This is a genomic window from Streptomyces nigra (assembly GCF_003074055.1).
GTDB classification, from domain to species: domain Bacteria; phylum Actinomycetota; class Actinomycetes; order Streptomycetales; family Streptomycetaceae; genus Streptomyces; species Streptomyces nigra.
The window spans coordinates 2,221,979-2,236,268 of the sequence record NZ_CP029043.1; the positions used below are offsets into that span (position 1 = coordinate 2,221,979).

Sequence of the window (14,290 nt, forward strand, 5' to 3'; positions counted from 1 at the left end):
CCTGACACTGCGGTGATGCACTGTCACCATGTGTGAATGCTCCTGACCGACAACCCGGTGCTGGACTCGACGGGTGACCGCTTCGGCTTCGTCCCCCATGCCCGGGTCCTGTGCGACGCGATCAAGGCGACTCGTGACCTCCCCCTCAGCGTGGCCCTCTACGGGGCCTGGGGCACTGGGAAATCCAGCTTCATGAACATCTGCCGCTCGCTCTTCGAGGAGCAGGGCACGCCGGTGGTGACGTTCAACCCGTGGAAGTACGACCAACGGGAGGAGATCTGGCATGCGCTGATCCAGACCATCCTGGACGAGATCGCAGCCAAGATCACCCAGGGCCCGGAGGCCGGACGCAGCGTGCAGCTCCAGCACGCGCTGAAGAAGGCCGCCACCCTGAGCCGCACCGCTGCCTGGCTGATGACCCGCAAGGCGGTCGTGCCGCTCAGCGGCGGTCTTGTCTCGACTGCCGACGCGGACGCGCTCAAGGAGGCGTGGGACGACGGCAATCTTCTCGAGTACCGGCACGTCAACCAGTTCGAGCACGACTTCGCCGAGGTCGTCGAGGAGTTCACCGGCGGCGGCCGTCTGGTCATCCTCATCGACGACCTGGACCGCTGCACACCCGAGGCCGCCATCACCGTCCTGGACTCGCTGAAGCTCTTTCTTGGCGAGGCGTCCTGCGTCTTCGTCCTGGCGATGGACCAGCAGGTGATCGCCTCGGCCGTGGCGCAGCGGTTCAGCGGCGACGAGGAGATAGGCCGGCGATACCTCGAGAAGCTGGTCCAGTTCCCCTACCACCTGCCCCATGTCACCTTCGAGTCCATGTTCAGTCACCTCCGTCAGGAGGTCGTGGGCCTCGGCGACGACTCGGCCCTGTGGCAGCTCATCCGCGTCGCCTACGGCCAGAACCCCCGGCGCGTCCGCCGCTTCGTCAACGCGCTCAACCTCACCGTCGTGTCCCTGCGGATGCACTCCATGCCCAGCCGCGACCGCATGCTGCACGCCGCGGTCCTGCTCACCATCCGGCTGCAGCACCCGGAGTTCTACGCCATGATCAGCCGTAGCCCGGAGTCGTGGCGGCGGATGGACGAGGCGGCCAACGGCGACATCAGCGCGCTGCGCCAGGAAGAGCTCGTCCTCTTCCAGCGGGACAACGACCTCGCCGAGCTTCTGCACGCGACCTCCAGCAGCCGCCGGGAACCGGCCTTCCCGCCGCCGCCCGGCAAGACCGAGATCGACGCGCTGACGGAGGTGCTGAGTGTGACGACCGGCGGCGGGTCCGACGGCTCCCCCGAGCCCGGCACTTCCGTCGCGGGGGTCGGGACACGGTGAGCGGCGGCCCGGACGGCCTGGTCATCGGCTTCGACCTGGGGGACGGCGAGACCACGCTCGCCTGGACGACGCGCTACGGCGACGGGGGCATCCAGGTCTTCAAGCGCCGGTCCACCGGGGAACGCAGTGTCCTCACAGCCATGGCCCGCTCCGTCGGCGACCGGCGTCGGCTCCTCGGGGAGGAGGCCGTGTGCGCGGCCGGCGCGGCCGAGTTCAGCCTGAACTTCAAGCAGGGCCCGGACCCCGGAGGCCTGGAGACGCCCGAGGCGGTGCTGTTCGTCCAGGCGCTGCTCGCGGAGTTTCTGGCGGAACACGGGACGCCGCCGGAGCGCACCGGTCCCGCCCGGTCCACGGACCAGGCGGACACCGCCGAGTCGGCCGCCGAGCCCATGATGGTCGTCGGCCACCCGGCCGGCTGGGAACCCGAGGTGGTCGAGGCCTACGCGCGCCATCTCCAGCTGCGCGGCGTTCACACCCGTTTGCTGCCGGAGTCGCAGGCGGCGCTCGTGCATGTTCGCCGGCCGGGAGCCACGGCCGGGTCCGAGGCGTCGGATCGGAGCATGGCCGAACAGCCCACGGCGGGCCGGGTCCTGGTGGTCGACATCGGATCCTCGACCACCGACTTCACTCTCATCACGGACATGGAGCCGCGCAGTCTGGCTCTCGGGGCCGACTTCGGCTGCCGCAGGATCGACTTCGAGGTCGCCGATCTGGTCACGGCTCACCACCGCGACAACGAGACCCTGAACGCCGCGCTCGCCGCCGACGGTGGCCGGGAGTTCCTTCTGCTGGCCTGCCGCCGGGCCAAGGAGGCGCAGTTCTCGGGCACCCAGGCCGCCACTTTCGACCAGCCGGTGAACCCCCGCTTCGAGCCCATCATGAAGCTGGCCTGGGGTTGGCTGCGCCAGGCGGAGATCCCGGCGCAGGTGTCCGCCCCTGGCGGCTGGGCCGACGAGTTCCGGGCCCTGCTGAAGCAGGCCCGCCGGCTGATGGAAGACCAGGACCCCGACCAGGTGGTGCTCACCGGAGGCGGCTCGCGTATGCCGCTGACGAGGCGGATATGCCGCGAGGTCTTCCCCGAGGCGGCCATCGACAACGATCCCGATCCCGCCTTCTCGGTGGCCCGGGGTCTGGCCCTGGCCGGCTACACGGAGCTGCGCCTGGAGCGCTTCCGGGCGTCGTTGACCGAGTTGCTGGAGGAGTCGGCGCTCGACGCCCTGTGCTCGAAGCACATCTCGGAAGGCTTCGCCGAGCTCAAGAGGCGTCTGGCCGGACGTGTGCGCGGCGCCGCTGACATCACCGCGACCACTGCCGTGGAGCCCGTGGACGGGGGCGAGCCCCCGGCCATCACGGCCTTGCGCGAAGCCTTGAACCAGCATCTCGGTGAACGTGTCAGCTCGCTGTGCCGGGACCACGGCGTGCCTCACGACGCGCTGGATCTGGACTTCCAGCTGCCGCTCAGCGTCGCGGAGGCCCTCACCGACCAGCTGACACGGTTCGCAAAACGGCAGAGCAACCTTCAGTCCGGTGTGCGCGCCTGGAGCATGCAGGCCTCCCGGCGCACGGCCGAGTGGTGGCAGCAGCGCAAGAACACGTTCCGACCGGCTCACAGCGGCAACCCCTATGCGGACATCGCCCGGACCGCCGCGGTATGGGGCGTGCCGGTGGCCCTCTGGGCCATGCAGGAGTGGTCCGTGAGCAGGATGGTCAAGGAGATCGAGGCGCTTTCCCTGGACGAGGGGAAGGCTGATGAGCTGACGGAGAACATCCGCGCCCATATCCGTGACCAGTTGCTGGAGCGTCTGACCGAGATCGAGAGGCTGATCTTCTGACCGGCGGACCCGCTACGCGCGCTCGGGCGCTGCCCGCGTGAGGGCCGGCCCCGGCGGGAGGTCTCGGGGCCGGCCGTGTCACTGCGGGGCGGGAGTCACTTCTTGGGGCACTCCTTCCACGCCAGGTGGTAGACCGTGCTGATGTCGCCGTCGGTCGAGTCCATGGTCATGAAGCTGACCTTGTTCGGGGAGGACGAACCGAGGTTCACCCGGAGCTCGGTGTTGATGTTGAAGTTGCGCTGGACCCCGCAGGGCGCCCAGACCAGCTGGGCCCAGTCGGTCTCGTCCGTGGCCTGCCAGTTGTCGTTGAGCGGGCCGGAGAACGGGTGGTTGCGGTACTGGGTGTTCGGGGAGCCCTGGAAGTAGTACGAGGCCCGCTGGATGGCGTTGGCGCCGGGCTGGAGGGCGGCGAAGCCTCGGTAGTCGGCGCTGGCGATGGCGTACGTGAACCCGCCGGGGACGTGCACGACCAGGCTGAGCTGGCAGTTCTTACGGAACGCCGTGGGGTCGGAGTTGCCGCCGACCTGGGCGAGATAGTCGCTGTAGGTCACGGTGAACGCCGTGTTGTCCTCGGACACGGCGACCGCCGTGGTGCCCTGCGGACAGCCGGAGCCGTTCACGGTGGCGACCTTGATGACGATCTTGTCCGGCGGCGGGTCCTCGAACGCCGGGTCCGCGTGGGCGGGCAGGGCGGCTGTGAGCAGAGCGGTCAGCGCGCCTCCGCTCAGCAGCAGTCTCAGGAGTCCACGTGCCATGGATCTCTCCTCGGGATGGGGGGTGGCTGCGCCCCAGGCCCGGCCCACTCTGGTTGAACCTTTGAAGAAAGAGTGGGGTTTCTGTGAAGGCCGGAGGCGTACGCATCGTAGGGGGCGGAAAGCGCCCTCCGCAGGGGCCAACTCCGGCCATTTATCTGGTAGTTGAAGGTAAATCGACTGTAGTGTGCAGCCGTCGCCCGGGGCCGGTCCGAGTCGCGGTCCTCAGGCCAGCCGGATCACGTTCCAGGAGAGCGGTTCCAGGAGGGCGGTGAGGCGGCCGTCCTGGAGGGTGGCGCCCTGCACGGGGTGCGGGGCGACACGGTCGGGGTCGTCCAGGGTGTTGCGGGCGTCCGGGTCCGCGTCCGCCAGGGCGCTGTGCTCCACGACCCGGGTGACGTCGAGGCCGTGCAGCGCCACCTCCAGCGGCAGCGGCTCCGTACGGCCGCGGTTGACCGCGAAGACGGTGACCGAGCCGTCCTCGGCGCGGACCGCGGTGGCGTGCAGCAGGTCGGTCTCGCCGTACTTGCGGGTCTCGTACGTCGGCGCGTCCACACGGACGTCCAGCACCCGGCCGCGGCCGTACCGCGCGGCCTGCGCGAACGGGAAGAAGGTCGTCTGGCGCCACGCCGGGCCACCGGGCTCGGTCATGATCGGGGCGATCACGTTGACGAGCTGCGCGAGGCAGGCGACGGCGACCCGGTCGGCATGCCGCAGCAGGGCGATGAGCAGCGAGCCGACGACCGCGGCGTCCGTGACGCTGTACCCGTCCTCCAGCAGGCGCGGGGCCTCGGGCCACTCGTCCTGCTGGAAGGTCTTCGAGCGGGCGACCCACTCGGGCAGGTACCAGACGTTCCACTCGTCGAAGGAGAGGGTGATCCGCTTGCTCGACTTCAGCCGGGCGCCCACATGGTCGGCGGTGGCGACGACGGCCTCGATGAAGGACTCCATGTCGACGGCGGAGGCGAGGAAGGAGTCGACGTCGCCGTCCTCGGGCCAGTAGTAGGCGTGCAGCGAGATGTGGTCGACCAGGTCGTACGTCTCCTCCAGGACCGTCGCCTCCCAGGCGGCGAAGGTCGGCATGGACCGGCTGGAGGAGCCGCAGACGACGAGTTCGGCGGCGGAGTCGAACTGGCGCATGGCACGGGCCGTCTCCGCCGCGATCCGGCCGTACTCGCTCGCGGTCTTGTGCCCGGTCTGCCAGGGCCCGTCCATCTCGTTGCCGAGACACCAGAGCCGGATGCCGAACGGGTCCTTGTCGCCGTGCGCGACCCGCAGGTCCGACAGGGCGGTGCCCGAGGGGTGGTTGGCGTACTCCATGAGCTCCAGGGCCTCGGCGACACCGCGGGTGCCGAGGTTGACCGCCATCATGGGCTCGGCGCCCGCCTTGCGCAGGAAGTCCCGGTACTCGGAGAGGCCGAAACGGTTCGTCTCCGTGGAGTGCCAGGCCGGGTCGAGGCGGCGGGGGCGCTCGTGCGCGGGTCCGACGGAGTCCTCCCAGCGGTGGGCGGAGACATAGTTGCCGCCGGGGTAGCGGACGACGGTGACGCCGAGTTCCCGGACGAGCGCGAGGACGTCCCGGCGCAGTCCCCGGTCGTCGGCGGTGGGGTGGCCCGGCTCGAAGACGCCGGTGTAGACGCAGCGGCCGAGGTGCTCGACGAAGGACCCGAAGAGCCGGGGGTCGACGTCACCGACGGTGAAGGAGGGGTCGAGGGTGAAGCGGGCGGTGCGCATGGGCGCCTCTCTGAGTGCGGGACGGGCTGCCGTCTGTACGAAATACCGGACTCTGTACGTGACTTCGGACGGGACCGTAAGGGGCAAGCGCTTGCCCGTCAACAGCCGGGGACGATCGCGGGCGGTGACGGTCGTTCGGGGTTGAACTACGGTCGCCGGAGCGCATGACGAGGACACCGGGCTCCGCGTAGGCTCGAACAACCCGTCGAGGCGACGGGAGGAACAGGGGGTGCGATGGACATCGCGGGCGCGCGGACGACGGCGGCCCGGTTCGTCTCGGCGCTACGGCCGCGGCGTGCCCACACCGCCGTCGCCATGCGGGACCTGGCCGGCGACCTGAGTGCCGCGCTGCGCTCCGGGCCCCGCCCCCCGGCCGGTGTCCACGAGGTGTGCCAGGCGCTGTGCGCGCGGATGAGCGCCCGGCGCGGCGGCCGGCCCGTCGAACTGCGCTTCGAGCGGTTCCCCGACGAGATCGAGGTGACCGGACTCTGGGTGGAGTTCCAGGACTTCGACCTCGTCATCGTCGAGGAGCGCGCCGAGGCCGTCCAGCAACTGGTCATCCTGGGGCACGAGTTGTGGCACATGCACGCCGGGCACCGGCACCATCACCACGGCATCGGCACGGCCGCCGCGCACGCCCTCGCCGGCCGGCCCGGCTGGGACGACGTGGCCCTCACCGTGGCCGCGCGCGACGGCTCCCGGCAGAGCGACGAGGCCGAGGCCGACGACTTCGGGCACCGGCTGGCCGCCGCCGTCCGGGAGCTGGTCTCCGGTGAGAACGGGAGCGGGTCGGCCGACCCGGTCCACCGCTCGCTCGGGTACCGCGGACGCGGAGGCAGGGCGCGGTGACACCTCTGCAGCTGGCGGACGGGCCGGTGGAGTTCCTGTCCGGCCTGTACATCTCCTTCTGGCTGCCGGGCCTCGTCCTCGGCGCGGCCCTGGCGATCAAGCTGCCCAGCATCGTGAAGCTGTGGCGTGACCCGCTGCTGCGCGCCGTGGGCGGACTGCTGCTGCTCGCCTGCATGGTGTTCGTGTTCGCGGCCCCCGGCACCATCGCCTGGACCAACCGGGTCATCGGCGTCCCCAACATCGCCGCGCCCTGGGTGTACTCCCTGATCACCGCGCTGTCCGCGTCCTGGCTGCTGCTGGTGGTGCACTGGCGCGGCGGCGGTCACACCGACCGCCGGGAGCGGACCCGGCGCGCGACCCGCTGGGTGGTCTCCGTGTACGCGACCGTGGTGGTCGCGCTGTGGGTGCTGTTCGCGCTGGCCGACGTCCCCGTGGAGCAGATCGAGGACCTCGACACCTACTACGCGTCCACGCCGTTCATGCGGGAGGAGATCCTCCTCTACCTGGTCGTGCACACGGTGGCCTGTCTCATCACGGCCCGGCTGATCTGGACCTGGATCCGCACCGACGGCCTCGACGGCTGGCTGCGCTGGGGGCTGCGGTTCCTGAGCGTCGGCTATGTCACCAACCTGCTGTTCAGCGCCGCCAAGTTCACCGCGATCGTGGCCCGCTGGACCGGGCACGACCTGGACTGGCTGAACACCAACGTCGCGCCGTCCGCCGCCTGCATCGGCGCCACCATGGTCGCCGTGGGCGTGATCGTCCCGCACGCCGGCCAGTACCTCCAGGAGCGGCTGCTGGTCCGCCGCCGGCGCCGTGGCCTGAAGCCGCTGGCCCGGCTGCTGCGGCCGGTCGCCGGGCGCCACGAGCCGTTCGTGCTGCGGGCGGCGCCGGAGATCCGGCTGATCCGCCGGGAGACCTACATCCGCGACGCGCTGCTCCAGCTCTCCCGCCATCTCGACGAGGACCTGCGCCGGCGCGCCCACACCGCCGCGCTCACCCTCGGCGCCGAGCCCGGCCGGGCCCAGGCCCTCGCGGTCGCCGTGACGATCCTCGACGCCGTCGAGAGCGGACGGCGGGTGCCGGACGGCGACGGCGCCGCGGAGCCCGACACCACCTATCTGCTGCGCGAGATCCACGCCGTCTCCGGCGTCCTGCGCAGGCCCGACGAGATCAAGGCGGTCCGCGCCCGCGCGGCCGTCCCGGCAGAGAGCATGTCCGCGCATGAGTGAACGACCCTCCCCCGCCAGAGTCGCCGTCGTCCTCGGGGGATCCCATACCGGCATGCTCGCGGCACAGGCCCTGGCGGGGTCCGCCGACCGGGTGGTCGTGGTGGAGCGCGACGTGCTGCCGTCCGGACCCGACCCCCGCAAGGGCCTGCCGCAGTCCCGGCATGTGCATCTGCTGTGGTCGGGCGGGGTGCGGGCGCTGGAGGAGCTGCTTCCGGGCATCGGCGCGGACCTGCGCGCGGCCGGGGCGCGCCGGGCGCCGATCACCACGGACATGGTCGCGCTGTCGCCGCGCGGCTGGTTCCGCCGCTGGCCCGAGTCGCACCACATCGTCCTGGCCGGCCGGGATCTGCTGGACGCGACGGTCCGCTCCCGGGTCCTGGCCGACGAGCGGATCGAACTCCTCGACGGCACCGAGGTCCTGGACCTCCTCGGCGACGCGCGGGCGGTCACGGGCGTACGGCTGCGGGGGCGCGACGGGCGGGAGAGCACCCTGGAGACGGGCCTGGTCGTGGACGCCACCGGCCGGGGCCCGTCGGCGCCCCGCCGGCTGGCCGCGCTCGGGCTGCCCGCGCCCGTGCGGCGCGAGGTCGACTCGGGGCTGGCGTACGCGAGCCGGCTGTTTCTCGCGCCCGAGCCGGCCCGGGACGGCTTCCCGGTGGTCAATGTGCAGGCCGACCCGCGCGCGGGCGGCCCCGGCCGGGCGGGGGTGCTGCTGCCGATCGAGCACGGCCGCTGGCTGGTGACGCTCAGCGGCACACGGGGTGGTGAACCGGGGACGTCCGACGAGGAGTTCGCGCGGTTCGCCCGGGAGGAGCTGCGGCACCCCGTCATCGGCGAGCTGATCGAGCGGGCCGAGCCGCTGTCGGGCGTCGCCTTCACCCGCACCACCGCCAACCGCCGCCACTACTACGAGCGGATGCCGGACTGGCCCGAGAACCTCACCGTCCTCGGCGACGCGCTCGCCGCGTACAACCCGGTGTACGGGCACGGGCTGTCGGTCGGCGCGCAGAGCGCGCTGATCCTGCGTGAGACGGTCCGGCGGTACGGCTGGGGCACGGCGGGGCTGGCGCGGCGGGTTCAGAAGGCGGTGGCGCGGCCGGTCGGGGCCGCCTGGGACCTGGCGATAGGCCAGGACGTGTTCTACCCGGGCGCCACGGAGACCGGGCCGACCCTGCGGGACCGGCTGGTGGCCGGGTACGTGGACCGCCTGATGCACACGGCCACCGGCAACGGGCGGATCGCCCGCCGCGTGACCGACGTGACGTCGCTGGAGCGGCGGGCGGAGGTGCTGCTGGACCCGTCGGTGCTGCTGGCGGCGGCGGTGGGGCCGTTGAAGCCCCGGCTCACCGGACCGCCGCTGACCGCCGAGGAGATGAAGAAGGCGGGGCTGCTGCCCTGATCAACCGGCGAAGGCGGGTTGCGCCGCTCCCCTCCCCGCGCCCGGCACCACGAACAGCGAACCCGCCAGCGGCGGGGGCGAGTCGAGGCCGACGCGGGCCGTGGTGACGTACAGGTCGGTCAGTCCGGGGCCGCCGAAGGCGCACGCCGTCACCCGGGGCACCGGGAACGCGATCACCCGGTCCAGTACGCCGTCGGGGGTGTACCGGCGTACCGCGGAGCCGTCCCACAGGGCCACCCAGACGGCGCCCTCGGCGTCGACGGTCAGCCCGTCGGGGAACCCGGCGCCGTCCTCGATCTCGGCGAAGGTGCGGCGGTTCGTCACCCGGCCGTCCTCGTGGTCGAAGACGTCCACCCGGCGGGTCGGCGTGTCGATGTAGTACAGGAGCCGTCCGTCGGGGCTCCAGCCGGTGCCGTTGCTCACCGTCACGTCGTCGAGGACGACCTCCGCCGTGCCGTCCCCGGTGATCCGGCACAGCGTGCCGCCTCCGGGTGCCTCGTCGTAGCGCATGGTGCCGGCCCACAGCGAGCCGTCGGGGGCGACGGCGGCGTCGTTGGCGCGGCGGCCGGACACCGGCTCGTGGTGCAGCCAGCGGAAGGCGCCGTCCGGGTCCAGCAGTCCCACGCCGTCCCGGAGGTTCAGGGCGAGTCCGCCGCCGGCGCGCGGCTTGACGGCGCCGATGTGCTGGAAGACGGTCCGCACGGAGCGCCGGCCGGAGACGGGGTCGTAGGTGTGGAGGCGGGAGCCCAGGATGTCGATCCACAGCAGGCGGCCGCTCGCGGGGTCCCAGGTCGGGCCCTCGCCCAGCTGGGCCTCGGCCCGCACCGCCACCTCGTAGGGGGCGCTCATGCCGCGCTCCGGTGGCCGAGACGCTCCGACAGCTCGGCGGCGCCCTTCACGGCGAGCTGCTCCAGCTCGGCGCGGCGCTCGTCGCCCCAGCGGATCATGGGGACGGAGATGGACAGGGCGGCGACGACCTGCCCGGTGCGGTCCCGTACGGGCGCGGCCACACAGGAGACGTCCGGGTTGGACTCGCGGGTCTCGACGGCGAGCTGCCGCTCGCGGATCTCCGCGAGGGCCTCGCGCAGGACGGCGGGGTCGGTGATGCTGTTCGGTGTCATCGCGGTGAGTTCGGCGTCGTCGGGGAGGCGGGAGGCGAGCTCCCCCTCGGGGAGGGAGGCGAGCAGCATCTTGCCGACCGAGGTGCAGTGGGCGGGCAGCCGGCGCCCGGCGGCGGACACCATGCGCACGGCGTGCGTCGAGTCGACCTTGGCGATGTAGATGACGTCGGTGCCCTCGAGGATGGCCACGTGCACGGTCTCGTCGCAGGTCTCGGCGACGGACCGGGCGACCTGCTGGCCCTCGGCGGCGAGGTCGAGCTGCTCGGCGTACCGGCTGCCGAGCTGGTACGGCCGTACGCCCAGCCGGTACCGTCCCGGCTGCCCCGGCACCTGCACGATGTACGACCGGGCGGCGAGGGTGGTCACGAGCTCGTGCACGGTGGTGCGCGGCAGCTGGAGCCGGCGCACGATGTCGGGGGCGGAGAGTGTGCCGTCCCCGTCCAGGAAGAGCTCGAGTATGTCGAGGGCCCGGGTCACGGCAGGTACGAGGCGTCCCACGTCCGGCCTCCTCCTTGGGGGTCGAAGAGGCTGCGTTCGATATTTCAACAGCCGATCGGAATGACGAACACAGGCTAGTCCGAGCCCTCCGCCCCGGCAATGGCCGCGTGGGTACTCCCTCGCCGGTACGCCGGGTTACTCCCGCCGTCGGACGTCACCTCGGCTCCCTCGCGGCACCGTGGTGTCCATGACCTCCACCGCGTCCATCACCGTCATGAGGCTGGGCCGCCGGGTCCGCCGGGGCCTCCTCGTCGTCCATGTCCTCGCCTCCGCCGGCTGGCTCGGGCTCACGCTCGGACTGCTGGCGCTCGGGGCCACCGCGGCGACCACCGGGTCCGCGGCGGCCGTGGAGGCGTCCGTACGGGGCATGAAGCTGTTCGCCGACCGGCTGCTGCTGCCACTCGCGGTGCTCACCCTGGTCAGCGGGCTGGTGCTGGCGCTGGGCACGCACTGGGGGCTGGCCCGGCACCGCTGGGTGTTCACCAAGTTCTGGCTGACCCTGGGCACCACCGCGGCCACCGCCCTGGTCCTGCGGCCCGCCGTGGACACGGCCGTCGCGGAGGTCGCCGCGGGCGGGCCGCTGCCGGACACCGGGGACGTCCTGTTCGGCCCGGTGGTGTCCCTGTCGGCGTACGCCTTCATGACGATGATCTCGGTGCTGAAGCCCTGGGGGCTCACCCGGCGGGGGCGGCGGCTGCGCGCCGAGGCCGCCCGCGCCCGCTCCGGCCGGGACCGGCCGGTCCGCCAGGACGCCTGACCCGGCTACCGGGGCGTCTCGCCGAGCACCCCGCGCAACCGCTGGGCGCGCAGCACCAGTTCGAGCTCGAAGCGCCGGTCCGGGTCGTCGATCTCGGCGCCCCACAGCTCGCGGATCTGCCGCAGCCGGTAGCGCACGGTCTGCGGATGCACCCCGAGCCGGGCCGCCACCTCCGGGGCCCCGCCCCTGGTCTCCAGCCAGGCCAGCAGGGTCTCCGCGAGCCGCCGTCCGTGCGAGGGACCGCAGTGCTCCAGCGGCGCCAGACAGCGCACCGCCAGGTCGTCGATCAGTTCCTCGGGCTGGAGCAGCACCAGCGCCTCGGTGTGCTCGGTGCAGTGCAGGACCTCCCCGGCCGGCAGCAGCCCCCGTTCCATCAGCCCCACGGCGGCCTCGGCCCAGCGCAGCGACTTCGCCGCCTCGGCCAGCGGCACGGGCGGTCCGATCGCCCCGGACCAGCCGCTCAGCGCCCGGCCGAGCAGTTCGTGACGCCCTGCGGCATCCGGTTCGGGGACGACCATCCGCGGCCGCTCGTACTCCAGGTCGAGCAGCACGCCCTCCCCGACGGCGGGGGCGAGCGCCTCCCGCGCCGGGCGCAGCAGCACGCCGACGGCGACCTTGGCGGGCAGCGCCCAGCCGATCCGCGCGGCCCGTTCGGCCAGGGCGTCGGCGGGGTCTCCGCGGTGGCGCTCGGCGAGCAGCAGCTCCATCAGCCGGCGCTGCAGCCGCAGGCGTTCACCGGCCTGGCGGGCCGCGGCCTCGGCGTAGCCGCGCACCGACTGGTCGACCAGGCCGTCCAGATACTCGTAACCGGCGTCGACCAGCTCGTACATGGCGGGCGGCGGGATGTCGACGCGCTGGCCGATCTCCGCGAAGCGGCGCCAGGCCAGCCGTACGCCCAGCCGGTAGATGGCCTGGAGGGAGTCGAGGGAGCGGCCGTTGTAGCCCTCGCCGCGGCCGAAGTCCTGGAAGACGCCGGGCGGGACCGTGGGCCGGCCCTCCGATGTCTCCAGGTGCCCGATGAAGACCTCGATGGCGCGCCGGATGCCGATGAGGGCCATGGGCTCGCCCGACTCGTCGAGCACGACGGGCAGATGGGGGTACTCGCGCCGGATCTCCGCGAGGATCTCCTCGGCGAGCACGGGGGCGTCGGCGAGGACCAGCTGGGCGAAGCGGCGGACCTGGAAGCGGGGCACGTCGTGCCAGGCCGAGCGGGTGAGTGCGGCCGGCCCGGTGGCGGTGCGGGGGACGGCCACCGTCAACTCCCCTGACCGGCCTGCTCATTGGTGATCAGCGGGGTGTTCGGCTGGTCGGGGGTGGCCTCCAGCAGCGCGACGACGCCGAGCGCGGCGCCCACCGCGAGCAGGGCGGCGAGCACGACGGTCAGCGTGGCGGCGAGCAGTCTGGACATCGCAGGGTCAGCCTCTCTGTCCGAGATCCCGGAGTTGTCCCCACCCGGGTGTCGCCCGTCCGGTCCCGACCTCTGCCTGTCCGGCCAGTGTCGACAACGCGTGATGGTCCGTCAAGACCGTTGACACCCCGGTCCGGCCCGCCCTACGGTTCCCCGCCCAGAGCACGGCCAGGCATCGTCCACGCGTCGACCCCAGGAGTGCCGGATGCGCCGTACAGCCTCACCCCTCTCGTTGATCCTGCTGGGTCTCGGCACGTTCCTGCTGGTCCTGGCGCCGATGCTGGCCTGGTACGTGACACCGCGGGCCGCCGTGAACCCCGTCGACATCGACACCACAGCCGTCTACAAGGGCACCGGGAGCGTCTTCGACACCGAGCGCATCGAGACCGTGCCGGACAGGACGATCACCGTCACCCAGCGCGTCCGGGGCGACGTGGCGGCGAGCGAGCGCAGCGGCAACGCCGTCTGGGACGTGATCACGACCGTCGACACCGACGACTCGCTGCCGGCCGCCGATCCGCACGACGCGCTGGATTTCGCGCCGCACCGCTGGGTGATGGACCGCAGGACGACCCGGCCGGTGCACTGCTGCCAGGAGAGCCCGTACATCGAGGGCGAGGCGTATCTGAAGTTCCCGTTCGACGTGCGCAAACGCGACTACCAGTGGTGGGACAACACCGGTGGGACGACGGTGACGATGCGGTACTCGGGCACCGAGAAGGTCCAGGGGTACAGCGGCTACCGGTTCACGGCCGAGGTCGCGCCCCGCAAGGTCGGCACCCGGCTGGTCCCCGGGAGCATCGTCGGGCAGCCGGAACGGCCGCAGGTGCTGGCCGAGGAGTGGTACGCCAACCACGGGTTCAAGCTGGTCGTGGACCAGCGCACGGGCCGGGTGCTCTACGCGCAGACCGGTCCGCGCCGCACCCTGCGGGCACCGGGCGGCGAGCGGGACGCGGCGGTCCTGCTGGACAGCCGGAAGATCGCGTTCACCACGGCCACGCAGAAGGAGGCCGTGCGGCAGGCCGAGCGGGACAGCGGGATGCTCCGCACGGTCGGGGTGACGCTGCCGATCGGGGCGGCCGTGGCGGGCGGTGTGCTCGCGGTGGCCGGTGCCGTACTGGTGGTCCGGGGACGCAGGCACCCGGAATCGACCGGTACGCCGGAGACGCCCCACCCTTCTCTCACGATGTGACATAACGTCAGCTCCGTTCGGGGCCGAAATTGTCACCTCGGTGAGTAGCCGCGGGGGGACGGCTGGGCGAAAACTGTCCCCTCCCACCCGGACACAGCCTGTCCATGTTCTTCGCGTCGTCCGCATCATCCCCGCACGCCGAACAGGATCTTCGACTCCCCCCACAGGAACCCGACCTCGCTCCCCA

The 14,290-nt window shown here is 72.3% G+C and carries 13 protein-coding genes; 7 read left to right on the forward strand and 6 right to left on the reverse strand.

Features of this window, described 5'->3' with window-relative positions; genetic code table 11:
- Positions 1–36: 36 nt before the first annotated feature.
- Positions 37–1,329, forward strand: a complete 1,293-nt coding sequence (locus tag DC008_RS10315) for a KAP family P-loop NTPase fold protein (protein WP_108706712.1) — start codon at positions 37–39, stop codon at positions 1,327–1,329.
- On the forward strand, positions 1,326–3,161 hold the full coding sequence (locus tag DC008_RS10320; RefSeq protein ID WP_108706713.1) for an Hsp70 family protein: 1,836 nt from the start codon (positions 1,326–1,328) through the stop codon (positions 3,159–3,161). Before DC008_RS10315 ends, DC008_RS10320 begins: the two co-directional genes overlap by 4 nt.
- 95 nt (positions 3,162–3,256) lie before the next feature.
- On the opposite strand, the gene DC008_RS10325 is transcribed toward DC008_RS10320, so the two are convergent.
- Both DC008_RS10325 and arfA read right to left on the reverse strand, forming a co-directional pair.
- Positions 3,257–3,916 carry a DUF4360 domain-containing protein gene (locus DC008_RS10325; protein WP_108706714.1) on the reverse strand — a complete coding sequence of 220 codons (660 nt, stop codon included), beginning with the start codon at positions 3,914–3,916 and terminating at the stop codon, positions 3,257–3,259.
- Positions 3,917–4,138: 222 nt separating this feature from the next.
- A complete protein-coding gene (gene arfA, locus DC008_RS10330; RefSeq protein WP_108706715.1) occupies positions 4,139–5,647 on the reverse strand; it encodes an arabinosylfuranosidase ArfA in 1,509 nt (502 codons plus the stop codon).
- 234 nt (positions 5,648–5,881) lie between these two features.
- On the opposite strand from arfA, the gene DC008_RS10335 reads away from it, so the two are divergent.
- Genes DC008_RS10335 through DC008_RS10345 form a run of 3 tightly spaced genes read left to right on the forward strand, consistent with a single transcriptional unit; the run spans position 5,882 to position 9,127 of the window.
- Positions 5,882–6,496: a toxin-antitoxin system, toxin component family protein gene (locus DC008_RS10335; protein ID WP_208645839.1), complete on the forward strand. Its 615-nt coding sequence runs from the start codon at positions 5,882–5,884 to the stop codon at positions 6,494–6,496.
- Positions 6,493–7,728 carry an MAB_1171c family putative transporter gene (locus DC008_RS10340; protein ID WP_374207439.1) on the forward strand — a complete coding sequence of 412 codons (1,236 nt, stop codon included), beginning with the start codon at positions 6,493–6,495 and terminating at the stop codon, positions 7,726–7,728. Before DC008_RS10335 ends, DC008_RS10340 begins: the two co-directional genes overlap by 4 nt.
- On the forward strand, positions 7,721–9,127 hold the full coding sequence (locus DC008_RS10345; RefSeq protein ID WP_208645840.1) for an FAD-dependent oxidoreductase: 1,407 nt from the start codon (positions 7,721–7,723) through the stop codon (positions 9,125–9,127). Before DC008_RS10340 ends, DC008_RS10345 begins: the two co-directional genes overlap by 8 nt.
- On the opposite strand, the gene DC008_RS10350 is transcribed toward DC008_RS10345, so the two are convergent.
- Both DC008_RS10350 and DC008_RS10355 read right to left on the reverse strand, forming a co-directional pair.
- The gene (locus DC008_RS10350) at positions 9,128–9,976 is read right to left on the reverse strand and encodes an SMP-30/gluconolactonase/LRE family protein (RefSeq protein ID WP_108706717.1); all 849 of its coding nucleotides are present in this window, start codon (positions 9,974–9,976) and stop codon (positions 9,128–9,130) included.
- Positions 9,973–10,746, reverse strand: a complete 774-nt coding sequence (locus DC008_RS10355) for an IclR family transcriptional regulator (RefSeq protein ID WP_108706718.1) — start codon at positions 10,744–10,746, stop codon at positions 9,973–9,975. Before DC008_RS10355 ends, DC008_RS10350 begins: the two co-directional genes overlap by 4 nt.
- Positions 10,747–10,933: 187 nt before the next feature.
- On the opposite strand from DC008_RS10355, the gene DC008_RS10360 reads away from it, so the two are divergent.
- Positions 10,934–11,503, forward strand: coding sequence for a DUF2269 family protein (locus DC008_RS10360; RefSeq protein WP_164492284.1), 570 nt, complete (start codon positions 10,934–10,936; stop codon positions 11,501–11,503).
- Between the two features lie 5 nt (positions 11,504–11,508).
- Here DC008_RS10360 and DC008_RS10365 read toward each other — a convergent pair whose 3' ends face one another.
- Together DC008_RS10365 and DC008_RS35405 are read right to left on the reverse strand one after the other, a co-directional pair.
- Positions 11,509–12,756 (reverse strand): PucR family transcriptional regulator, encoded by a 1,248-nt coding sequence (locus DC008_RS10365; RefSeq protein ID WP_108706719.1) that lies wholly within the window; start codon positions 12,754–12,756, stop codon positions 11,509–11,511.
- A gap of 2 nt (positions 12,757–12,758) precedes the next feature.
- Positions 12,759–12,911 carry a hypothetical protein gene (locus DC008_RS35405; RefSeq protein WP_164492285.1) on the reverse strand — a complete coding sequence of 51 codons (153 nt, stop codon included), beginning with the start codon at positions 12,909–12,911 and terminating at the stop codon, positions 12,759–12,761.
- Positions 12,912–13,116: 205 nt separating this feature from the next.
- Here DC008_RS35405 and pgfA point away from each other — a divergent pair, with 205 nt between their 5' ends.
- Positions 13,117–14,103 carry a cell envelope lipid trafficking protein PgfA gene (pgfA, locus tag DC008_RS10370; RefSeq protein WP_108706720.1) on the forward strand — a complete coding sequence of 329 codons (987 nt, stop codon included), beginning with the start codon at positions 13,117–13,119 and terminating at the stop codon, positions 14,101–14,103.
- Positions 14,104–14,290 lie beyond the last annotated feature (187 nt).